General features: G+C 63.3%; 17 protein-coding genes. 4 read left to right on the top strand and 13 right to left on the bottom strand.

The features are described from left to right. Positions 1 to 29: 29 nt before the first annotated feature. The 4 genes from AAF358_13085 to AAF358_13070 all read right to left on the bottom strand — a co-directional run bounded on the left by AAF358_13085 (position 30) and on the right by AAF358_13070 (position 7356). Positions 30 to 2927: a hypothetical protein gene (locus AAF358_13085; GenBank protein MEM7706488.1), complete on the bottom strand. Its 2898-nt coding sequence runs from the start codon at positions 2925 to 2927 to the stop codon at positions 30 to 32. Positions 2928 to 2983: 56 nt separating this feature from the next. Beyond that, the gene (locus AAF358_13080; GenBank protein MEM7706487.1) at positions 2984 to 5758 is read right to left on the bottom strand and encodes a M14 family metallopeptidase; all 2775 of its coding nucleotides are present in this window, start codon (positions 5756 to 5758) and stop codon (positions 2984 to 2986) included. Between the two features lie 121 nt (positions 5759 to 5879). Continuing rightward, positions 5880 to 6611 carry an RNA methyltransferase gene (locus AAF358_13075; protein ID MEM7706486.1) on the bottom strand — a complete coding sequence of 244 codons (732 nt, stop codon included), beginning with the start codon at positions 6609 to 6611 and terminating at the stop codon, positions 5880 to 5882. Continuing rightward, the gene (locus tag AAF358_13070; GenBank protein MEM7706485.1) at positions 6601 to 7356 is read right to left on the bottom strand and encodes a phytanoyl-CoA dioxygenase family protein; all 756 of its coding nucleotides are present in this window, start codon (positions 7354 to 7356) and stop codon (positions 6601 to 6603) included. Before AAF358_13070 ends, AAF358_13075 begins: the two co-directional genes overlap by 11 nt. 42 nt (positions 7357 to 7398) lie before the next feature. Between AAF358_13070 and AAF358_13065 the strand changes: the two genes are divergently transcribed. Then, positions 7399 to 8316: a helix-turn-helix domain-containing GNAT family N-acetyltransferase gene (locus tag AAF358_13065; protein MEM7706484.1), complete on the top strand. Its 918-nt coding sequence runs from the start codon at positions 7399 to 7401 to the stop codon at positions 8314 to 8316. Positions 8317 to 8425: 109 nt separating this feature from the next. Here the strand turns inward: AAF358_13065 and AAF358_13060 are convergent, their stop codons facing one another. Genes AAF358_13060 through AAF358_13050 form a run of 3 tightly spaced genes read right to left on the bottom strand, consistent with a single transcriptional unit; the run spans position 8426 to position 10846 of the window. Further along, positions 8426 to 9799, bottom strand: coding sequence for a TRAP transporter large permease subunit (locus AAF358_13060; GenBank protein MEM7706483.1), 1374 nt, complete (start codon positions 9797 to 9799; stop codon positions 8426 to 8428). Continuing rightward, positions 9799 to 10344, bottom strand: a complete 546-nt coding sequence (locus AAF358_13055) for a TRAP transporter small permease subunit (protein MEM7706482.1) — start codon at positions 10342 to 10344, stop codon at positions 9799 to 9801. Before AAF358_13055 ends, AAF358_13060 begins: the two co-directional genes overlap by 1 nt. A 55-nt stretch (positions 10345 to 10399) precedes the next feature. Next, entirely contained in the window at positions 10400 to 10846 is a 447-nt protein-coding gene (locus AAF358_13050; GenBank protein MEM7706481.1) for a DUF2782 domain-containing protein, read from the bottom strand. A gap of 93 nt (positions 10847 to 10939) precedes the next feature. On the opposite strand from AAF358_13050, the gene polA reads away from it, so the two are divergent. Further along, positions 10940 to 13627 (top strand): DNA polymerase I, encoded by a 2688-nt coding sequence (polA, locus tag AAF358_13045; protein MEM7706480.1) that lies wholly within the window; start codon positions 10940 to 10942, stop codon positions 13625 to 13627. Between the two features lie 64 nt (positions 13628 to 13691). Then, entirely contained in the window at positions 13692 to 14543 is an 852-nt protein-coding gene (locus AAF358_13040; GenBank protein MEM7706479.1) for a sulfite exporter TauE/SafE family protein, read from the top strand. A gap of 77 nt (positions 14544 to 14620) precedes the next feature. Here the strand turns inward: AAF358_13040 and AAF358_13035 are convergent, their stop codons facing one another. The 6 genes from AAF358_13035 to AAF358_13010 all read right to left on the bottom strand — a co-directional run bounded on the left by AAF358_13035 (position 14621) and on the right by AAF358_13010 (position 22435). Beyond that, positions 14621 to 15640: a PAS domain S-box protein gene (locus AAF358_13035; protein MEM7706478.1), complete on the bottom strand. Its 1020-nt coding sequence runs from the start codon at positions 15638 to 15640 to the stop codon at positions 14621 to 14623. A 314-nt stretch (positions 15641 to 15954) separates the two neighbouring features. Then, positions 15955 to 16863, bottom strand: coding sequence for an oxygen-dependent coproporphyrinogen oxidase (hemF, locus tag AAF358_13030; protein MEM7706477.1), 909 nt, complete (start codon positions 16861 to 16863; stop codon positions 15955 to 15957). A gap of 78 nt (positions 16864 to 16941) precedes the next feature. Then, on the bottom strand, positions 16942 to 19266 hold the full coding sequence (locus AAF358_13025; protein ID MEM7706476.1) for a DNA topoisomerase I: 2325 nt from the start codon (positions 19264 to 19266) through the stop codon (positions 16942 to 16944). Positions 19267 to 19315: 49 nt separating this feature from the next. Further along, positions 19316 to 19792, bottom strand: coding sequence for a DUF494 domain-containing protein (locus AAF358_13020; protein MEM7706475.1), 477 nt, complete (start codon positions 19790 to 19792; stop codon positions 19316 to 19318). Beyond that, the gene (gene dprA, locus AAF358_13015; GenBank protein MEM7706474.1) at positions 19789 to 20994 is read right to left on the bottom strand and encodes a DNA-processing protein DprA; all 1206 of its coding nucleotides are present in this window, start codon (positions 20992 to 20994) and stop codon (positions 19789 to 19791) included. Before dprA ends, AAF358_13020 begins: the two co-directional genes overlap by 4 nt. A 247-nt stretch (positions 20995 to 21241) precedes the next feature. Then, positions 21242 to 22435, bottom strand: a complete 1194-nt coding sequence (locus tag AAF358_13010; protein ID MEM7706473.1) for a LysM peptidoglycan-binding domain-containing protein — start codon at positions 22433 to 22435, stop codon at positions 21242 to 21244. A 179-nt stretch (positions 22436 to 22614) separates the two neighbouring features. Between AAF358_13010 and def the strand changes: the two genes are divergently transcribed. Beyond that, positions 22615 to 23124, top strand: coding sequence for a peptide deformylase (gene def, locus AAF358_13005; GenBank protein ID MEM7706472.1), 510 nt, complete (start codon positions 22615 to 22617; stop codon positions 23122 to 23124). The last annotated feature ends 43 nt before the right edge of the window (positions 23125 to 23167 follow it).

Here is a 23167-nt window from a genome sequence, read left to right as displayed (position 1 = left end):
CCGCCACAAAAAGCACCCGGCTGACGAGATCAGGGGCAGGTGTCGTAGATCCCGACGGCAAAAATCATCGACTGCATCATCTGCGAACTGCCTTTCCACCAGCCCGCCTGGTTGAAGTGACCCACACCGTTCCAGCCGGCATTGGCGTCGGTCGGAAGGCCGCCAAAGCCGGGGCTGTCGAGCGCGGCCCGCGCAACCGTACAAAGGTTGATGCCGGGATTAACCTCGTGGCCCAGCAGCAGCATGGCGGCGGTATGAGGTTTGGTGTGTGCGGACATCGCCGTCATCAGATCGGAATCCGGTGAGGCCTGGCAGCTCACGACCGAGCGACCGTCACCGCTGAGCTGACAGTCCAGGGCGGCGGCCCAGTCGCCCGCGACGTCGAGCGCGCCACCCGGTTCCTGCGCCAGCCCCTGCTCGTACAGCACGCGCGGCGCCTCGCCCAGGGCACGCCCGACCGAACCCTGCGGCGGATCTCCGTAGTTAAAGAAATAGCGGTGAAAGAACGGCAGCATCAGCGCATTCTGCATAAACTGCTGCGGCGTGAAGCAACGATCGGGCAGGGGCGCTGGCGGGCCGGGAATATCCCCGTTTATGCCGCTGGCGAAATTCACCTCGCCCTGGCAAAGGATGCCGGCCGCGAGGTTGTCTCTCGCCAGCTCGCCCACAATCTCCCGGAGCCGCTGGTCACAGCTCACGCCCTCGGGGCCGGGCACAAACTCCGCGCAGTTGGCGAGCATCTCCAGATGCTGAATGACCTGGCGGGTGATGTTGATCGCGTTGACAAAAGCTTCCCGGTTGCCCTCTGGAATGGCCGGATCGTAGCGGCCGACCACCGTCCGTCCGGCCTGCGCAAAACGTTCTCGCAGGCCGAGGGTGGGGCGCAGCGTATAGCCGAGCTCGGCACTCATGGCGTACGTGTAGTCATCGGAGCCGAAGGCGGACCGGTGCCATTGGCCACCGCCGCTGCCGTCAGCCGCGCACGGCGGTTGAAATAGCTCGCAGCCCGGTCCGCCCGAGGTGACCGCCAGTCCGGCGCGATTGCCGTGGCTGTTGTTTCCGGTGTTCAGGTAGGCGGCGTGCAGCTGTGTGCGGTAGCCGGCGAGCGCGAAGTCCCAGGCCCAGCGCGGCTCACCGCTGCGCAGAAACTCCAGCAGCTCGTTGCCGGCCGGGTCCCAGTAGTTCATGCCCGAGCTGACGTTATTGGGCGCGCCGGCGTCGACGTTGAACGGATCGGAGGAGCCCGTGTCGGGCCATAGCTGGGAACCGAAGGTGGCGTTACGCTCATGCTGGCCGCCGAGGCCGGCGGTCTGGTCATGGAGCAGATTCATCCAGGCCAGGTAATCGGTTTTGATCGCCGAGGGAGCCTCGGTGCCCAGCGACGGGAAAACGCTGGCAGCGTTAAGGTGGTCCAGCCGCAAGCGCGGCAGCAGGCCCCGCTCGAGGAAATCGAGCTGTCGCTGGCGCAGCACAGCAAGCTGGTCTTCCAGCGGCTCGCTCGAGCGCGCGTCAACCGCCAGCAGCGCATGGTTCCAGATTCCCTTTCCTTCGCCCAGCGTCAGGTCGCCATGAACCACGTTAACGCGGATCCCCTCGGCCGAAACCTCCAGTGACTGGGGTTCGCGAAAGCGCATCCATGCGGCGGTCAGACCAAGCAGCCAGTCGGCGGACAGTCGCGCCACCAGCGGCTGAGCAAAACGTGATGGCTCGGAGACGATTGCACCGTTGCGGCTGGCCCGCGCTCGCCGCCGCCAGCCGCCGCCGTCAAAAGCGCCGCGCAGCTGCGCCAAGCTGGTCGGGCCGCTGCCCACGTCGAGGACGTCACCAAAGCTCGCCGTCTGGCCGGCGAGGTCCACCAGCGGAAACTGCCAGCTCACTTCGGTGACGCGGCGTGTCTGATCGGTCCAGGGGCCCGACTGGGCGTCACTGCACTCGTTGCGAAACTCAAACTCCAGCGCCACGTCTCGGCTGTTGCGGAAAAAGCTCATCGCCACGCTGTAGCCCAGACTTTCATAGGGGGTTGTGTTGTCGGGCTGGCAAAGGCTATTGCCGGCCGGGTCGACAAAGTGACCGCGGGCCGCCACCGTGACCTTCACCGGGCCCGCTTCGAGAATCTCAAAGCTGCCGGGGTCAACCACGGCGGCGGCCAGGCTGGCTTCGCCGCCGATGCCCGTCACGGGGTCCTCAAACCCATCGGCAAACACTCCGCCCGGCAGTGGCACGGCGCTGAACGGCTGTGCCCCGAGCGCCACCGACTGGTTCTGGTCATCGAGGAATACCAGCCGTGGACCCGCCTGCGCGCCGCCACGCACCAGCAGTTCAGCGCTGCCAGCGGCCACCGTCCAGAGCTCCTGGAGCAGGGCCGGGTCTTCCGGATCGACGCGGAAGCGCGCGACGCCGGTATCGACCAGCCAGAGTGGGTTTTCGTCCGTCAGGGTAACCGCCAGCGGGTCAGCGGTTTGCGGGGGCTGGTCGTAAATTCGCAGCTGGTAGTCAGCCTGGGCGTCCGCGGCCAGCGCGACCGGCAGCGATACCTGCAGCCAGCGAATCGGCCGAGTGTTGTCAGCCAGCGGTCCACCCCAGCGTGAGAGGATGGAAAACTGGGCTGCCACCTGTCGACCGCCGGCGGTCAACGCCAGTCGGCTCGTGTCGGTCAGCCCGGAGGCAGCCGGGAGCGCCAGACTTGAAAAAGCGATCTCATTGCGGCTGTGGGGCCGATCGTTGACAACCGAAAAGCACAGTTCAACAAAGTTGCCGCCCGGCGCCGGCCCCAGATCGCCGGCCTCCAGCGAGGGCGGAGCGAGGCCCGGGCTGCAGGGGGCTGCGGGAGTGCCGGCGAGTGCTGTCCCGCTCAACAGCGCGCCTGCGCTGAGGATGATTGTGCTTACGCGATGTCCAACCGCCGTCCGTGGGGTTGCTGATCTCATGACGCCGATTCCTTAGCCTGCGTCTCCCTAACGACGTAACTGGTCGCGCAAATGTCTCAGCGGAGCCGGGCGCTGTGGCCGGCGCTGCGCAGCACGGCGTTCATAAACAGCACGTTGAGGCCGTCCAGGTAACCCCGGACGTTCGGGTCGGCGGTGAACCCGATCACGTGGCCACGCCCGACGCGGCGGGTCACGACAAAAGGCTTGAAGGCCAGCTGCTCGCGGTTTTCCTGCCACAGATAGCCGCTGACCAGCAGTGAATCGGGATCACCAAAGCGCGCCACGGTTATGCCCTGGTCGCGCCGCAGCGGCGCGTAGATCCGATTGCCCCGCAGCAACACGTTCAGCGTCGGTTTAACGCCGGCCGCCAGCCAGTGTTCACCCTCCACGTCCGCGTTGAGCAACACGCCCGGCACGTATTCCGGCGACTGCTCCGGCGCGGCGATCGCGGCCTCATACTGTTTGAGGTCGGTCAGCATCGTGCCGGAAACCGGGCTCACGTTCTCTTCGTCACCATTGCCGCCGGCGGGCTGTGGGCTGCGGTGGTCATATTCTCGCTTGAGCGACAGCAGGGGCTCTTTGCCCTGGATCACCGCGTCCAGCGCATTGCCCAGGGCGATGACCGTGCCGCCCTCACGTACCCACTCATCGAGGCTAGCGGTCAGTGCCGTGGCATAGGGTGAGTAAGTCTCCGGAAGGATCAGCACGTCGTAGCCCGACAGATCGGCCCGCGCGAGACGGTCACTGCGGATCGGCGTCACCGGATAGCCGAACTGGCGTTCGATCACGAACCGCGCAGCGCCGGCGGAGTAGATCCGCGTCGGATTGTCCCAGGCCAGGGCGACGCGCGGTGCCGGTAGATCGGTCACGTTAAAGCTTCCGAAGTTGGGGCCTTCCTCGACCCAGCTGTCGGATACGCCGATCACGGTGGCGCCGCTGCGCCGCGCCATCGTTGCCAGTCGGGCGCCAAGGTCTACCGGGTTGCCGGCAACCGGCATGATGAGCGTGCCCGCCGGGTAGCGGGTGCCGTTCTGCGTAAAAGGCTGATCGCTGCCGCGGACTCGGAGTCCATCGCGCAACGCGGCGGTGAGCAGCCGGACTGCCGCGCGGGTGCCCCAGGGCGCAAGATACGCCACGGTGGCGCCGGCGTTCTCGAGCGACCCGGGCCGAACCCATTCCGATCCGGTCGGCTCGAAAGCGCCTTTGGTCGGGCGCTGGCAGGGCCGGGTTGTCACGTTGTACATCAGCGGGAGGGACCAGCTGGTGACGTCATAGATCTGATCGCCCAAGTCTTTGCTGCGTCGGCGCTCCTGCTCCTCGAGGAACTCGGCATCCATGTCGACCTGCGGATCGAGGAGCGTCCGAATCAGCCGTTTTGCCGGCTGTGCCAGCGAGACGGCGTAGCTGCCGGCCGGGTAGTCCTCGCCGCAGGCGCTGAACGGTTCGATGGCCCGTCGTACGGATACACCCTGCTGCGTCAGCACGCCGGCCAGCTTGTCCGCGGCTGACGCGTCGCCGGCGCTGCTGATCAGGTACTCCCGAACGCCGCGCTCACCCTCAGCGACCGCGCTGAGCTGATAGCGGCGAAAGTCCTGGAGCAGCTTTTCGCGATGAATGGCGGTCGCCTGGGCGGTCGACACCGAGGTGACAAAGTGATTGCGGACGCTGTCGCCGTACGTGAGGGTGCTGCCGTTGCGACGCCGGATGGCCAGTCCACCGACGGAAGCCTGTTCGTAGGTCATCGCCACGGCGCCGTAGTAGGCCGGCCAGGAAGCGCCGTAGCCCGGATAAAAGGCGTCGAAAATCTCGCGGGTGAAGTAGTCGATGCCAAACCGATCGAACCAACGGGCGTTATTGCGGCCGAAGAGGGTCAGATTGGCCCGCTGGTCGCTCGCCAGATGCGGATTGTAGGGAACCGCCTCCGGCGCAAAGTAGTACGTGGCGTCGGGCCCCATCTCGTGCAGGTCGACAAACACCAGCGGCAGCCAGCGCCGCAGCGCCGCGACGTGACCGCGCGTCTCTGGCTGGGTCAGGGCCAGCCAGTCCCGGTTGAGGTCGAACAGGTAATGATTGACCCGACCGCCGGGCCAGGGCTGGTCATGCTGCGCCGACTGTCGATCGGTATCCGGCGTCAGTCCCAGGGTCTGATCGAAGTTGAATAGAAAGCGTTCCCGCCCGTCGGGGTTTTGGACCGGCGTCAGCCAGACGATGGTCTCCGCCAGAATCTGATCGACAACCGGATCTTCCTCGGCGGCCAGCAGATGGTATGCCGTCATCATCGCGGCGTCGGTCGGGGATATCTCGTTACCGTGCACGCTGTAGGCGAGCCAGACGCTCGCGGGAAGTCGGGAGAGCAGCGTCTCCGCCGTCTCGCTATCCGTCGTCGGATCAGCCAGCTGCTGCATGTCGACTTCAAACTGCTCCAGGCCCTGAATGTTTTCAGCGCTGCCGATCGCCAGGTAATAGAGCGGTCGGCCCTGCCAGGATTCGCCGTAGCTGAAGAACTGCAGCTGCTTGGGGCGAGCGGCCGCCAGCGCTTCAAAGTAACGCCTGGCCGCGGCTGTGGAGGTGATGCGCTCGCCGGCCCGGTAACCCAGCACTTTCTCGAAGGTCGGCACCTGGGGGTTGTAGCGCGTTTCTGGCCAAAGCGGTTCGCCGAGGTTGCTCACGAGACCTGTGCCCGCGCCGCTGACCTGGGCGATGGCCGGACTGGCCGTCAGACCGGCCGCCAGCGCCGCTGCGGTGAGGCATAGAGCCCGACAGACCGCGGGCCGGAAACGGCGCGCGACGTTGATGAAAGCGGCGAGTGCCGCAGAGTGCTGAAAGCGCATAGGGCGTCCTTTTGCTGAAGGCACGGAGTGATTTGCACGGCCCATCAGGCGCCGGCTGGGTCACAGTAGCAAAGTTGGTGTCCGGACGTGGCCGCCCGAGGCGAAGCGCGGAATTCAGTGTCTATCGCTCGTCGTCGGCGGAGCTGGACAGACGCTGGAGCGCGCGGCGCAGAACACCTTCCAGGAGCGACCAGTCGGCGAGCTTGAGGTCGGCACGCTGCAGGACAGCGGCCAGGCGCGGGTCTTCGAGGCCTGCCGGGGCAAAGTCGAGGGTTTCCAGGAGCTTGTCGACCTCGCCCAGGAGATGGTGCAGCTGTTCCTGAGTGGGGCGCTCAACGCGATCGGTTGGCCGGTCGGCGAAATGGCCGGCGAGTTCCCAGGCATAGATTTGCACGGCGTGAGACAGATTGAGGCTCGGGCACCGCGGGTTTGACGCGATGATGGTCTGCAGGCGGCACTGGAAAAGCTCTTCATTGCTTAGACCGCTGGACTCCGGGCCAAACACCAGCGCCACTTCGCCCTCAACGCTGCTGACCCGGTCTCTTAGCTCGTCCGGGCTCAAGATCGGCCAGTCCGCATGCCGGCGCCGGGCGGAAACCGCCACGCTCAGCTGACACCCAGCCAGGGCCTCAGCCAGCGTGTCGACAACGGTCGCCTGCTCCAACACGTCGGCCGCCTCCACGGCGCGCCGCGTCGCTTCCCGGTGAGGAAACTCCGTGTCAGGAGACACGAGCCACAGCTGGTGATGCCCCATCGTCTTTATCGCGCGGGCCGTGGCGCCGATATTCCCCGGCACCGACGGTCGGACCAGGACAAACCTGAGCCGGTCGGCGTCCTGCCCTTCAGCAGTCAAAACGGATTTCTTCGACCGCTGCCGAGCGCGTGCCGGGAACCGGTCGGGTTCCGGCGCCATGATAGGAATAAACGAGCGAGAGCTTGACCGAGTTGGTGCGGTTGCGGGTAGCCGCATGAAATAGACCAGCGTGAAAAAAGAGGGCGTCACCCGGCTCGAGATCCAGCTGAATCGACTTATCGATGGCCGCCGCATTATCCGCATGCTGCGGATCGAGAAAGTACCCCTGATCGAGCCGGGCGGGTTCCAGGTCCCAACGGTGAGATCCCGGGATCACCCGCAGGCCCCCGTTTTCCGTACGCTCCTCGCCCAGCGCCAGCCAGCAGTTCACCAGCTGCGGCGGTTCGAACGCCCAGAACCGGATGTCCTGGTGCCAGAGGGTGTCGCTGGAATAGCTCGGATATTTGGTCATGACGCAGTTGTGGTGTGCTTGGCTCAGCCACACCGTGGGGGAGCCCAGCAGCTGACTGACGACCGGTGCCGGGACGGCGGCCCACGCCTGGATGGCCCCGCTTCGGGCGTAGGCGGCAAGGAGCCGGCGGGGTGTTGAGGCCCCGCGGTCTTCCTCGCTCCGCGGCGCGCCCGGATAACCCACGTCGATTTCCAGCTCCATCGGCTGGCTGGCAAGCTCGGCACGGACCTGCTCAAGGATCGATTCCAGTCCGGCCGGGTCGGCCAGGCCTCGGACCCGCAGAAAGCCTTCGCGGTCGAAGCGCTCGCGGTCAGAAGTTGAAAACTCACTCATATAGTTGCATTCTACAACTAATTGGGTGGATGAGACATACATATGGGTCCAGTGATCGAGGGTTTACGGCAAGCGGCCCGTACTTTAGTGCGCGAATTCCGCGTTGTCGATGGTTCCGGGTGTATTCCCGGCAGTACCGTACCGGAATGCCATCTGCTGATGGAGCTGGAGTCGCGGGGCACGGCCACCGCCTCAGAGCTGGCGGAAATTATGCTGCTGGAGAAGTCGAGCATGAGCCGCCTGATCAACCGACTGGTGTCCGCTGGGCTGGTGGCGGCGGGGCGTCCCGGTGGTGACCGGCGTCGCCGCCCCCTCTCGCTGACCGAACTCGGACGCGAAAAAGTCCACGAAATTCACGACCGCGCAGACGACCAGGTGCGTCGGGCGCTGGCGTTTGTTCCCGACGAGGCGCGCGAGGGCGTGCTCGACGGACTGCAGCAATACGCCTCGGCCCTGCGCTATGCGAGGCTTAGCGAGGCGTTCCACATTCGACCGATCCGATCAGACGACAAAGCCGCCATGGCCCGGGTGATTCGCGACGTGATGACCGAACACGGAGCCGTCGGCTGTGGGTATTCCATCGGCGATCCGGAAGTGAATGACATGCACACCGCCTACCAGGGCTCCGGCAGCGCCTATTTTGTGGTCGTCGACGACCACGACGAGGTGCTGGGCGGTGGCGGCGTCGGACCGCTGGTCGGGGGTGACGATGAAATCTGCGAGCTCAAAAAGATGTACTTTATGCCGCAGCTTCGCGGCAAGGGGATGGGGCTGCAGCTCCTGAGGCACTGCATCCACACTGCCCGCCTGCTGGGCTACCGCCGGTGCTACCTCGAGACGCTGGACGTGATGCACCAGGCTCGCCACCTTTACCGCAAGCAGGGCTTTGATGACTTGGACGGCCCGATAGGAGCCACCGGCCACGACGCCTGCAACCGGTGGATGATGCGGGAGCTTTGAGTCGCGATTTTCCCTTGGCTCGCATTTTCAATGGCTTGTAGCCATCGAAAATGTCGGCACGTCCATGTGCCGAAAGCGGCTTTCAAGCAGCCGAGTTGTTCAAGGGACACTAGCCGTAGATGCGTTCGGGTAGCCAGGTGACCAGGGACGGCGCCGCGGCGATCAGACCGAGCACCAGGATCTGGATTGCAATGAATGGCAGCACCCCACGGTAGATATCGCCGGTGGTGACGGTGCTGGCGGCGACGCCTCGCAGATAGAACAGGGCAAAGCCGAAGGGCGGTGTGAGAAACGAGGTTTGCAGGTTGACGGCAATCAGGATGCCCAGCCAAATCGGATCGATGCCCATGGTCAGGAGCGCTGGCCCGACAATCGGCACCACCACAAAAATGATCTCGATGAAGTCGAGGACAAAGCCGAGCACAAACATCAGCGCCATGACCGCCAGCAATGCGCCGACCGTTCCGCCCGGCAGGCCGGTCAGCAGCCGGTGAACGGCTTCGTCGCCGCCGAATCCTCGAAAGACCAGCGAAAAAACCGCTGCGCCGATCAGAATTGCAAACACCATGGCGCTGACGCGCACCGTTCCGCGCATGGTGCCGTTCAACGCGTCCAGGCCAAACTGGCCTCGCAGCAGCGCCAGCGCCAGCGCGCCGGCGGCGCCGACGCCGGCAGCCTCCGTGGGGGTGGCGATGCCGCCCAGATTCGAACCCAGCACGGCCACAATCAGCAGCAGCGGCGGCGCGAGTGCTTTCAGCAGTTCTCCCAGCGCGGGCGTTGGTTCGTCCCCGTCGGCAGCCCGCGGCGCCCGCTCGGGTCGGGTCAGCGCCACCAGGAGCACGTAGGCCATATAGGCACCGACCAGCAGCAGACCCGGCAGCAGCGCGCCGGCAAACAGCTCGCCAACCGACACGGTCTCGGGAGAAAAGATGCCTTGGTCGCGCTGCGCCTGCTGGTAGGCATTGGAAATCACGTCGCCGAGCAGCACCAGCACAATCGACGGTGGAATGATCTGCCCCAGCGTGCCCGCCGCGCAGATACTGCCGCTGGCCAGGCGCGGGTCGTAGCCCGCCTTCAGCATGCTGGGAAGCGACATCAGGCCCATAGTGACCACGGTCGCGCCGACAATGCCCGTGCTCGCCGCCATCAGCATGCCGACCAGCAGTACCGCAACCCCCAGCCCGCCCCGCAGCCGGTGGAACAGACCCGCCATTGCCCCCAGCAGATCCTCCGCCAGCTTGGACCGCTCCAGCACAATGCCCATAAACACAAACAGCGGCACGGCCAGCAGGGTCTCATTGCCCATGATGCCAAAGATACGGTTGGGTACGGCGCTTAAGAATGCCGGATCGAACACGCCGGCAGCGGCGCCGACGGCGGCAAACAGAAGCGACACGCCGGCCAGGGTGAACGCCACGGGAAACCCGGCCATCAGCACCAGGCAGACGGCGGCAAACAGCACCAGTGCGAGCAACCCGTCCATCAGCGTTCGCCGTCACCCGGCGGGGCGTCAACCGACGCGTTGTGTGCGCCGCGTTTCAAACCCCGGATGCTGCGAGCTGCCAGCGCCAGTCCCTGCAACATCAGCAGCCCCATCGCGATGGGGATCAGCGTTTTGAGAAGGTAAACATAGGGCAGCCCGCCAGCCTCCCGCGAGCCTTCGCCTGCGCCCTGGTTGGCCGCCCACGAGGCGGCAACATAATCGAGGGAGCTCCACAGAATGAAGCCGCAGCTGGGCCAGAGCAGCAGCAGCACGCCCAGCAGGTTGACCCAGTGTTTATGCCGCGCGGGGGCCGGGCGATAGAAAATGTCCACCCGAACATGTTCGTCGTGCTGTAGCGTGTAGCCAGCGCCGAGCATAAACACGGCGGCGTGCAGGTAGAGCACCAGCTCCTGGACCGCCACCGAACCGGCGTCAAAGCCATACCGGGCTAGGACCACACCACACGTTAGCAGTACCATCGCCAGCGTGAACCAGGCAATGACGCGGCCGCACCACCTCGCCAGGCCGTCAAGCAGCTCGATCAAATCCCCTCCCAGGCTGCGCTAGTGGTCAAGCGCTCCGCCCCCTAAGTCCGGCGCGTTACTCCCACTCGAGCAGTTTCCAGTGGACCGGCTTCACGCCCGAATCCGACTCGAACTGCCGGGTCTCCATAATGCCGTCGCCGTCATAGTCGAAGAAATAGTAGGGAGGCCCCTTCTTGGGCGTGACCTTGACCATATAGATCTCGCCGTTGCTCGAGTACTCCTCAATGATCTGGCCGTCGTCTCCGGTGGTGATGCGCACCGCCGGCACAATCTCCTGGCTGTTCCTGACCTTGGGCGGAATGGGCACATCGCCGATCGGCGCCTCGTTGGGGTCGGGCTTTGGCGCGCTTTTCAGCGCCGGCAGGGGCGGCGGCGGCGCGTCTTCTGTCACCGGGCCTCCCGGCTGACCGTCGTTCTGCGCCTCGCTGGCGGGCTGCGCCTGGCCCAGTAGAGGAGCCAGCACGAGCAGCAAGGCCCAGGTCTGCAGTATTCGCATATTCATCGGTTACACCATTCGCGTGACGTTCGCACCTCTATCATAATGTGACGCCTACGCCTGACCATTTCAACTTAACTGCCGCGAAAGGCCCAAAGCATGCCCGCCAACCCCACCCTTTACCTGATCGACGGTTCCTCCTATCTATTTCGCGCCTTTCACGCGCTGCCGCCGCTCACCAACAGTCAAGGGGAGCCTACCGGCGCGCTCTACGGGGTGGCCAATATGCTCAAGGCCTGGGTCAATGAACATCACCCGGATCTCCTGGGTGTTGTGTTCGACGCGCCGGGACCGACCTTTCGCAACGAACTCTATGACCAGTACAAGGCCAACCGCCCGCCGATGCCGGACGATTTGCGGGTGCAGATCGAGCCGCTGAAGAAAATGATTAGGGCCATGGGCTGGCCATTGATCGAAGTGGCTGGGGTGGAAGCGGACGACGTCATTGGCACGCTGGCCCGCAAGGCCGCCAGCCAGGGCCAGGACGTGCTGATCTCCACCGGCGACAAAGATCTGGCGCAGCTCGTCGACGAGCGTGTGACGCTGGTCAACACGATGTCCAACACGGTGCTGGACCCCGACGGTGTGAAGGCCAAGTTCGGCGTTGGCCCGGAGCAGATCATCGATTATCTGGCGCTGGTGGGGGACAAGGTGGACAACGTTCCCGGCGTCCACAAGTGCGGGCCTAAGACCGCCACCAAGTGGCTCGACGCCTACAGCGATCTCGATGGCGTGATAGCGGCCGCGGACGGGATCGGGGGAAAGATCGGAGAATACCTGCGCGAGGCGCTGCCGACCCTGCCGCTTTCCAAGGAGCTGGTCACGATCAAAACGGACGTTGCCCTCGAGCTGGACGGCGCCAGCCTGAGCCTGGGCGAGCCCGACAGCGACACGCTGCGCAAAATTTTCACCCGTTTCGAATTCGGCCGCTGGCTGGCCGACCTCGACGAGGAAGATCCCGCCAGCGAGGCGGCAACCACGGACACGGAGATTGTCCGCGATCTGGCGACACTCGATCGATGGGTGGCTGACGCCAAAGCTGCGGCGCTCTATGCGCTGGACTGCGAAACCACCAGCCTCGATCCGATGGTGGCAAAGCTGGTCGGGGTTTCCCTGGCGTGTGAGCCCGGAAAGGCTGCCTATGTACCCATTGCCCATACCGGCGCCGGGGCCGGAGAACAGCTGGCTTTGGAGGCGGTCATCGAGCGTTTGAAGCCGCTGGTGTCCGATCCGGCCTGCGCGCTGATCGGTCAGCATTTCAAGTACGACGCCCTGGTGCTGGCCCGTCATGGTCTGGTGATTGAACACTGGCGCTTCGACACAATGCTGGAGTCGTATGTGGTCAATGCCGCGGGCTTCCGCCACGACATGGACACACTCGCGGAGCACTACCTGGCGCGGAAAACGGTTCACTACGAGGACATTGCGGGCAAAGGCGCCAAGCAGATTACCTTTGATCAGGTGCCCATGGACCAAGCCGCCGAATATGCCGGCGAGGATGCTGACGTCACCCTGCAGCTGCATCATGCGCTGTGGCCCAAGCTGGAAGAGGAGCCGCCCCTCAAGCAGGTGTTCGAAGAGATCGAAATGCCGCTGGCGCCGGTGCTGGCCCGGATCGAAAAGAAGGGAGTGCTGGTGGATCGGAACATGCTGGGTGAGCTCAGTCAGGAGTTCGCCGAGCGCATGCACGAACTGGAGCAAACCGCCTATGAAGAGGTGGGCCGCAAGTTCAACCTCTCCTCCACCAAACAACTTCAGCAGATCCTGTTCGAAGAGCTGGAGCTGCCGGTCCTGCGCAAAACCCCGAAAGGCCAGCCGTCAACCAACGAAGAGGTTTTGGAGCAGCTGGCGCGCGACTATGTGTTGCCCCGGCTGGTGATGGAGCACCGGCAGCTCAGCAAGCTGAAGTCCACCTATACCGACAGCCTGCCGCTGCAGATCAACAGTGAAACCGGACGTATCCACACCTCCTATCATCAGGCGGTTGCTGCGACCGGCCGCCTGTCGTCCAACGATCCGAACCTCCAGAACATCCCGATCCGCAGCCCGGAGGGGCGGCGCATCCGAGAGGCGTTTATCGCCCCCGACGGCATGGTCCTGGTGGCGGCGGACTACTCCCAGATCGAGCTCCGCATCATGGCGCATCTGTCCGGGGATGACGGCCTGCTGACCGCCTTCAAGGAAGGCCGAGACGTGCATGCGGCCACAGCCGCGGAGGTGTTTGGCGGCGATCCGGACGACATCGATCCGGATAAGCGCCGAGCCGCCAAGGCGATCAACTTCGGGCTTATCTACGGGATGTCAGCCTTCGGCCTGAGCCGGCAGCTCGGTATCGGCCGTAAGGAAGCGCAGGAATACATCGACGTTTACTTTGCGCGGTATCCCGGCGTCAAAGGCTACATGGAGGAGACCCGCGCAAAAGCGCATGAGGCCGGCTATGTCGAGACCTTATTCGGCCGCCGCCTCAACCTCCCGGAGATCAACTCTCGCAACTACCAGCGACGCCAGGCGGCGGAGCGGGCGGCGATCAACGCCCCGATGCAGGGAACGGCGGCAGATATCATCAAGCGCGCCATGCTCGGGGTCGATCGATGGTTGACAGAGACTTTTGCCGGCGAGGCCTCGGTGCTGATGCAGGTGCACGACGAGCTGGTGCTCGAAGTGGCCGAACCGGTGCTCGAGGACGTTAAGGACGGGGTGATCGAACGCATGGCCGGCGCCGCCGAGCTGACGGTACCGCTGCTGGTGGAGGCTGGGGTCGGGCCTAACTGGAACGAAGCTCATTAGTAGGATGTTGAAAAAGCCATCCATGGCCCATGGTCATTGCGATGGCAACATTGCCAAGTGAAAAATGCGATTTTCACTTGGCTCACATTTTCAAGGGCTCTTAGCCATCGAAAATGCGGGCACCGATCAGACGATGACAGGCCCTGAGACTGCGTTCGCGCCCTGGCAGTACGGCCTTCTGAGCGCCGTGGGGGTTGTCGCCGGCTGGATGAATGTCATGGCCGGGGGCGGGTCGCTCCTGACGATTCCGGCGATGCTCTTCATGGGGGTGTCCGGGCCGGTGGCCAATGGCACCAACCGGATTGCCATTGCGGCCCAGAATATTGTCGCCAGCATCATCTTTTTCCGCTCCGGAATCAGCGACCTAAAGCTCAGCCTGACCCTGGCGGCGGCAGCGTCCGTCGGCGCGGCCGGCGGCGCCGCTGTCGGCACCCAACTGGACGGCGTTTGGTTCAACCGGTTGCTGGCGCTGGTGATGGTCGGCGTCATGGTGCTAATGGCCACCGGCTCAAGCGGTGCGGGCCCCGCGACCGACAAGGCCCGGGCGCCGATCTCTCGTCAGCGCCTTTGGGCAGGCCATCTGTGCATGGTAGGGGCAGGCGCCTGGGGAGGTTTTATTCAGATCGGCGTCGGCTTCATCCTCATGCCGATCCTGCATCGCGTGCTGGGGCTGGATCTGGTTCGGACCAACGCCCACAAGGTGCTGATCGTTCTGATTTATACCGTCATAGCGCTGGCGGTTTTTTCCAGCCAGGTCGAGCTGCTCTGGGCTGCTGGTCTGGCGCTTGCGGTCGGCAACGCTGTTGGTGGCTGGCTGGGGGCGCGCACCAGCATCGACCGAGGTGAAGGGTGGATTAAGGGGGCGCTCTACGTCGGTTTATCCGCTCTGGTCATCAAGCTGCTGTTTTTTCCATGAAGGCAACGGTCATGTTTCTCACCTGAACCGCCGCCAGGTGCCGAGAGGGCGCCGGTCCTAACGGCGGGGATGGGCGGTCAGGCGGCGCTGTGGCCGGAGCCCCCCCAGCGCTCCTGATTGGCCGGCGTTTGCTCGGCCGTGATCGCACGGCCGTCAACCAGCACACCTTCGGTGTAAGGCTGGCGGGCACTGTCGAAGGCTTTGCGCAGGAGGAGCTGCGCGGTAACCGGTCGGCGCCCGCGATCCGGCAGCGACACCGGGCCCCACGCGCCGAGCATCTCCGCGTCACTGCGGCGTTGCAGTTCATCGGTCAACGCCGGCGCGTGGCCCAGCTCGTTGAGCTGTTCCAGGCTGCTGCACCCCATTAGCTGCAGCAGCACCGTGTTGGCGCGCAGATAGCGACCGTCTTCTGAACAGTGGAACAGCGGCACGGGAAGATCGGAGAAGGTTCGATAGAGTTCAGCCCGAGCATGCTTCAGCGATTCTTCGGCGAGCACCCAGTCGGTCTCGTCAAAGATGACGCAGTCAGCGCCGGTAATCCGACCGCGAGCGTTGCGGGTGAGACGCGCGGAAACGGCGCCGTAGAACGGCGTGCCGTCAGCGCTCTGCAGCACCACCTTCAGATTGCGTAGCTTGCCGGCTTCGACGAGCGCGGGCATCAGCGGCTCGTGATCGGCCATCTCGTTCAGCGCGTCTCGCTCCTTCTGGGGCATAAAATCGCGCAGGGTCCTGCCGATAAGGTCCGTCCGGGCATAACCCAGCTTGCGGGCGCCTTCGCCGTTGATATTGACGATCCGGGCCTGATCATCAATGGAGTAGAGCAGGATCGGCGAATTGTTGAAGATGGCGATAGACCGGCGACGGTTTTGAACCTGCCGCAGCCCCAGCCAGCTCAGCACGACAAAGAGCAGAAACTGCGCGCCAGCGATCACCCACCAGGCCGTGGGGACTTCCCCTTGCGCGCGGGTGAGCCAAACCTGGACCACCAGCAAAACCGCCGCGATGACCAGCGCTACGCGCCAGGGAACCTCACCCAGCAGGGCTCTTTGGAGTTTGGTGTAAGCGAGCAACGCGGCAATCCCGAGCTTTGACCCCATAAAAGATCGACGGGCAGCGCAAGATCTTAAGCCAGGTGGGATGTGTGCGCTGGCGCCAAAACGGCTGGACTAGACGGTCTGGCCGGCCCCTATGCCGTAAGTCATGGGTGCGAAACCTTTTTTGCTCTGGCCGGTCTACTTAAGCAAGCCCGCAAGGCTGGATCCATCTCCCTCCCTGAGTGGATCCGTGCGGAGACGGTGTTCCCCCAAGCTCCGTTTCCCGTGACCCCGGGGGTTTCCCCTTCCCCCGGGGTCTTTTTCTTCATCGCCGTGACGAAACGGGAAAAAATCCTGAATTTACCTATCGCTCGATGTCAGGCCGCCAGTTCGGTGAGCCAGTCGCGCGGCTTTAGATAGTCAGCCAGCGCGGCTTCCGGCGTACCAGGTTCGGGAGACCAGTCGTACTTCCAGGCCACAATCGGCGGCAGCGACATCAAGATAGACTCGGTCCGACCGCCGGTCTGCAGGCCAAACAGCGTGCCGCGGTCGTAAACCAGGTTGAACTCCACGTAGCGACCCCGGCGATAGGCCTGGAAGTCTCTTTCCGCCTCGCCGTAGGGCGTGTCTTTGCGTCGTTCCAGAATCGGTCCGTAGGCGGGGATGTAGTGGTCACCCACGCTGCGCATAAAGCCGAAACACTCGTCGAAAGACGGCTCGTTCAGGTCGTCATAGAACAGGCCGCCGACACCGCGGGTCTCGCTGCGGTGCTTCAGATAAAAGTAGTCGTCACACCACTTCTTAAAGCGCGGATAGATGTCCTCACCGAACGGGGCGCACGCCTGCTGCGCCGTCTCATGCCAGTGCTTCACGTCCTCGTCGAACGCGTAGTAGGGCGTCAGGTCAAAGCCACCGCCGAACCACCAGATGGGTTCAGCGCCGGGCTTTTCAGCCACAAACATGCGCACATTGGCGTGGCTGGTGGGGGCAAAGGGATTGCGTGGATGAATAACCAGCGAAACCCCCATCGCTTCGAAGCTGCGGCCAGCCAGCTCGGGCCGTTTTTCTGTGGCGCTACCCGGGAGCTGTTCACCTCGGACATGAGAGAAACCCACGCCCCCTTTTTCCAGCACCTCACCGTCTTCGATGATCCGCGACAGACCGCCGCCGCCGTTGGCGTGTTCCCACGACTCGGCGCTAAATTCTTTGCCGTCGATGGCGCTCAGGGATTCGCAGATTCGGGACTGCAGGCCCGTCAGATACTCTTTAACCGCGGCTTTGTTCATGGTTTCTCGCACTATGCACGCCCGGGTGCCCAGGCGCAGGGTTGGCACCCGTCATGAGGAAAGGCTGGCCCGCCCCGCTCAGGCTGTTTTGGCTTTTTTCTTGGTCGCGCGTTTTTTGCCCCGCTTTTTGCGGGCGGGCGCCGCGGCAATGATCTCTTCGCACTCGGTGAGCGTCAGTGTCTCCGGCTCTCGGTCTTTGGGAATCCGACCGTTTTTCTTGCCGTCGGTGACGTAGGGGCCGTAGCGACCTTTGAGCACCTGGATTTCGCTGCCGTCGAAGCTTTTGATGATGCGCTCTGCGTCGGCCTTCTTCTTCTCTTCGATCAGCTCCAGCGCCCGCGCCAGGTCGATGCTGTACGGGTCGTCCGGCGCTTTGATCGAGACAAAACTTTTCTGGCCGAAGCGCACGTAGGGTCCAAAGCGTCCGATGTTGGCCGTGATCGGGAAGTCGTCGTCCATCTTGCCGAGCTCCCGCGGCAGCTTGAACAGCTCCAGCGCCTGCTCCAGATCAATCTGGTCCATCTTCTGGCCCGGCAGGAGGCCAGCAAACTTCGGCTTTTCTTCGTCGTCTTTGGTGCCGATCTGGACGTAGGGCCCAAAGCGACCCATGCGGACCGAAATCGGTTTGCCGGATTTGGGATCGGTGCCCAGCTCCCGCGCCTGCAGCACCTCGTCGCGGGTGACCGACTCCTCTTTGTCCTGAACCAGATTGGTGAACGGGTCCCAGAACTCTTTCAGCAGCGGCACCCACTCGCGCTCACCGCGGCTGACCTCGTCAAGGTTGTCCTCCAGCTGGGCGGTAAAGTCGTAGTCGACGTAGCGCGTAAAGTGATCGGAGAGAAACCGGCTGACGATGCGCCCGACATCGGTGGGGAAAAAGCGGCGGCTTTCCAGCTCAACGTATTCCCGATTCACCAGCGTCTGAATGATGTTGGCGTAGGTTGAGGGTCGGCCGATGCCATACTCCTCGAGCGCTTTAACCAGCGACGCTTCCGAAAAACGGGGCGGTGGCTCCGTGAAGTGCTGTTCGCCTCGAATTTCGGCCAGATCCACCACCTCACCTTTTTCCAGCGGGGGCAGTTTGGGTTCACTCTTCTTCTTGTCGCTTTCCGCCTCTTCGTAAACCGCAAGAAAGCCCGGCTCCACCACCGTTGAGCCGCTGGCTCGGAAGCTTGCCCCTTCACCGCAGGGAAAGGTGGCCGTCACGGTGTTCATGATCGCCGGGTTCATCTGGCAGGCGACGGTGCGGCGCCAGATCAGCTCGTAGAGCTTGAACTGGTCTTCGCTCAAAAACGCCTTGATGTTTGCCGGTCGCTGGCCGGCGGCCGTCGGGCGGATCGCCTCGTGCGCCTCCTGGGCGTTTTTGGACTTAGTTTTATACGTGTTGGCCTGTTCCGGCAGCTTGTCTTTGCCGAAGTCCTCAGCAATCACGCCGCGCAGCTCGTCCAGCGCATCGTTAGATAGCGTCACCGAGTCGGTCCGCATGTAGGTGATCAGGCCCTGCTGCGCCCCGTCGACCTCCACACCTTCGTAAAGCTGCTGGGCCACTCGCATGGTTTTCTGGGCCGAGAAGCGCAGCTTGCGCGCTGCGTCCTGTTGCAGCGTGGAGGTGATGAACGGCGGCGCTGGCCGGCGGCGGCGCTGGCGGCTGGTCAGATCGCCTACTGTCAGCTTGCCCTGGGCGGCCTCCAGCAGTTTTTCTTTGGCTGCAACGGCCAGCGCTTCGGTGTTCAGGTCAAACTGATCGAGCTTCTCGCCGTTGAATTCAACCAGTTTGGCGGTAAACGGCTGGTCCTTCTTGTTGAGGTCGGCCTCGATCGTCCAGTATTCCCGGGGCTCAAAGGCTTCGATCTCGTTTTCTCGCTCGCAGATCATGCGCAGCGCGGGGCTTTGCACGCGCCCCGCCGACAGGCCGCGACGCACCTTCTTCCACAGCAGCGGTGACAGGTTGAAGCCCACCAGGTAGTCCAGCGCCCGGCGAGCCTGCTGCGCGTTGACCATATTCATGGAGATTTCGCGCGGGTTGGCGACCGCGTCGGAGATGGCCTTTTTGGTAATCTCAGAAAACACCACCCGGAACACGGGCTTTTCCTTGAGCACCTTCTTTTCCTTCAGAATCTCGTGGACGTGCCACGAGATGGCCTCACCCTCGCGGTCGAGGTCCGTCGCCAGGTACAGGGAGTCAGCCTTGCGCATCGCCTTGACGATCGCGTCTACGTGCTTGGCGTTGCGCTCGATGGTGGCGTATTTCATGCTGAAATCGCCCGTGTCCACCGCGCCCTCTTTGGGGACGAGGTCGCGAACGTGCCCGTACGACGCCAGGACAACAAAGTCTTTGCCAAGGTATTTGTTGATCGTCTTGGCTTTTGCCGGCGATTCAACGATTAGGAGGTTTGCGGTCATTCGATAGACGCCCGAAAGGGCGTTGATTCCTGTCGGTTGGGGTGTTCGATCAGTGGCTAAGCTCCGGAGTGCTCTCGAACATGAAATTCTCCATCCACGCGTAGTTGGCTTCCTGGCCCGGCTGATCGAACAGCACCATCAGCACTATCCACTTCAGGTCGTCCAGATCCACCTCGGCGTTCTCCAGCGCCATCGTGCGATCGATCACGAGTTCACGGCGAGCCGAGTCGAGCACACCGGCACCCTCTAAAAAGGTGATAAAGCCGCGAGACTCGGTGTCGAGCCGCTGCTGCTCAATATCGGTGTAGACCCGCACCGGTCCGTCAGACTTCCCCTGCATCTCAGGCAGGTGGCGCTGGCTGGCCAGGCCGTCGAGCCAATCAAAGGCCTTGTTGATCTCGCGATCGCTGAAACCAGCTTCCGATAAGCTCGACTCCAGCGAGGCGCGATCCGGGTCGTCGTCCGGCTCGTCGTACATGTAGTTTTCAAACAGGTACATCAGAACGTCAAGGACGTTTTCTTTCATTGCCATCCCTCGCCGGTGCGGCAATATCCGCCGCCGGGGCCCATTTGAACCAGGCCTCTTAATTCCAAAATCAGGAGCATGGAGGAAACCGATGCAGCCGTCAATCCAGTGCTCTCGACCAGCAAATCTACACTAAGTTCATCAAATCCCACCGCGTCGAACAGCATTTTATAGTCATCGTCCAACAAAAAATCGTCTGCGCCCAGGGCCCCGCTGATGGCCGTGCCAGCACCCTCGCGACCGCTTTGCCCTGCGCGGGTTTTCTCCGACGTGTCGAGCTGTTCCCGCCGCAGCGCCGCACTTTTTCGTGCCCGTGGCGCGATATCCCGGATGAGCTCATCAGCGTCCTCCAGCAGTCTGGCGCCCTGCTTGATCAGCCGATGACAGCCGCGCGCCATGGGGTTGTCGATCGACCCCGGCAGGGCGTAGACGTCCCGACCCTGCTCGCCCGCGATCCTGGCGGTGATCAGGCTCCCGGACTGGACGCTGGCCTCGATGACCAGTACCGCCAAGGATAGCCCTGAAATCAGGCGATTGCGCTGCGGGAAAGAACGCCGCCGCGGTTCCCAGCCCGGCGGGAACTCGCTCACGATCAAACCGCTGCGGACAATGTCGGTGGCGAGCCCGACGTGTCGGGCGGGGTAAATTCGATCGGGGCCTGTCGCGGCCACCGCAATTGTCAGGCCGCCTGCGTCCAGCGTGGCCCGATGCGCCGCCCCGTCGACGCCGAGCGCCAGTCCGCTGGTGATGACCAGGCCGTGTGCTGCCAACGCGGCAGCAAACCGCTGGGCATGCCGCAGACCGCCTGAGCTCGGGTTCCGGGTGCCGACAATCGCCAGCTGCGGCAACCACAGTAGCTGCGGGTTTCCCCGACAGAACAAAGCCAGCGGCGGATCCGGGACGTCTCGCAGCTGCGGCGGGTAACCCTCGTCGTGCCAGGTCACCAGATCGCAGCCAGGCTGGTCCAGCCACCCGTGGTCGCTGTCCAGCAGCGCCGAATCGGGGTTTACCAAACGCGCGATCGTGTTCTTGCCAATGCCGGCCTGCGCGAGCTCACCCGCGCTGGCACGCAGCAGCGGCTCGCAGCCGCCAAACCGCTGCAGCGCCTCAACGCCGCTAGTGGTTGTGCCCGCAAACGCGCGGATCAGGCTGAGCCATGCCCGCCGGTCGGCAGTTTTGTTGGTGGTGGTGGAATCAGCCAAACGGGGGCTCCGTCGAACCTCTAGCCATGCAGACAAACGCGCGGCCTTTGCGCGGATGTTATCAGGAGAAGGAGCGGGCGGCCCCGTGGGCGTGGGGGGTTAAGGTGAGTTAGTGGCTCTGCCGGTTCCAGACACCGACGCCGCGATCAGCAAGTTTGTAGGCCAGGGAGGGGCTGCGGTTGATCAACCCGGGCTCGCGCCCGGACCGACCGTCTTGCGTTCGCCCGGGCCACGGCCCGGGCGACGCTCAGGGCATCTTGAGCTTATCGAGAATGCGGACCGCCTTCTTGCCGCGCATCACCAGGCCGTAGCTGACCCGCTCGTGTGTTTTAAAGATCATGATGTGTGACGTGTATTCGTCCGGCAGCTGGACATTGGCTTTCTTTCGCCGTTCCTTGGAGAAGAAGGTTTTCACGTCATCTTTCGGATAGCGGATTTCGTCACGGATCATCTGACCGGGGCGATGGGTCGAGAACACGTCGCCATGCTCAATACCGTCGTCCCAGCCTTTGTTGATTGCCACAACCTGATTGGGGCCGACGCCAAACAACGCATTGCTCAGCGCGATTACCTGCGTATTGTCTGGGAGCTGCTCCGGCGCATGCGGGTAGTATTCCAGGTCGTAGTTGGCGGTGAACAGGGGGATCACCAGATCGCCTGGCAGCACTTCGAGTTCGCTCGAGGTGATCAGCATCGTGGAAGGATCGCCGGACTCAAGCACTTCAGCGGTGGCGGTCTGCACCACCTCATAGCCGAGCACCCGGGTGTTTTTGTATTTCCCGCTCCAGACTTTTTCGGTCCAGAAGCGCGACACGAAGTCGGTAATTGAACGCTCCGCCGGGTACTCCCAGTCGCGGGCTTCGGGGCGGAAGCTCTCCGCCTGGTCGTACGGCCAGGTCTCTGGAACCTCGCGAAACTCCACCGTCGGGCGCACGATCGCATAGCTCTCGCCGGGGGCGGCTTCCTCAAGGCCCCGCGCGTAGAGGTTGATGCCTTCTGATCCGGCCAGGTAAGACTCTTCCATGGCGAGCACATAAGGCAGGCCCTCAAGCTCGGCTGCATCCAGGATGGTCCGCTTGTCGAGGTAATGCCGAATGTCGTTCAGATTGATGGGCTGCACCGCCTCAGCCAACGAGGTTCGACGCGGGTAGGGTGACAGCTTCCGGCCCCGGCGCAGCGACAGGCGCGGCTCGCCGTCGATATACACCAGGTTGATTTCGTCACCTGGGTAGATGAGGTGCGGGTTTTCGATCTGGGGATTCACCTGCCAGATTTCCGGCCACAGCCAGGGCTTTTTCAGAAACCGGTCCGAGATGTCCCACAGCGTGTCACCCTTGACCACCACGTAGCGGTCCGGATGATCATCCCGCAGTTCCACCTGGGCAGCAGCGCTGGCGCACAGGAGCGAACCGACAAATATCGCAAGTAATGGTTTAAACATCGCGGCCAATGTCTTGATTCCCCAAAGAAGTTAGTGTATCCGAATTTTCGTGAGCGGAAAACATCCGAAAATCGGCAGGGCCGCGGCCATTCACAATGGATCCCCTTGCCCTGCGCCTATACTTTAAATACTGTTTGTGCGCACAAATATGAGATTCAGTTCAAACTTTCGTCCATTTCATGGCTTTACTTAACATTATTGAGTTCCCGGACCCCCGTCTGCGCACCAAGGCAAAGCCGATCGACGAGGTGGATAGGGAAATTGTCCAGCTCGCCGACGACATGCTCGAGACCATGTACGACGCCCCAGGCATCGGGCTGGCGGCGACCCAGGTCAATGTTCACCAGCGGTTGCTGGTGGTCGACGTGTCGGACGATCGCGATCAGCCCCACGTGCTGATCAACCCGGAGATCCTGGAGCGACGCGGCAACCAGGTCTACGAGGAGGGCTGTCTGTCGGTTCCGGGCATCTATGCCAAGGTCGATCGCGCCGACTGGATCCGCGTGGCCGCGCTGGACCGCAATGGTGAAAGCCGTGAGCTGACTGCAGATGGTCTGCTGGCTGTCTGTATCCAGCACGAGATCGATCACCTGGACGGCAAGGTTTTTGTGGATTACCTCTCGCCGCTGAAGCAGCAGCGCGTGCGCAAAAAATTGGAAAAGGCGCGGCGCGCAGAAGCCTCTGCATAACACTAGCTCCCAGCCGCTAGCCGGGCCCAACACGTTTCAAACA

This window comes from Pseudomonadota bacterium (assembly GCA_039033415.1).
Classification (GTDB): domain Bacteria; phylum Pseudomonadota; class Gammaproteobacteria; order Xanthomonadales; family SZUA-38; genus JANQOZ01.
This window is presented reverse-complemented; position numbering and strand designations above follow the sequence as displayed.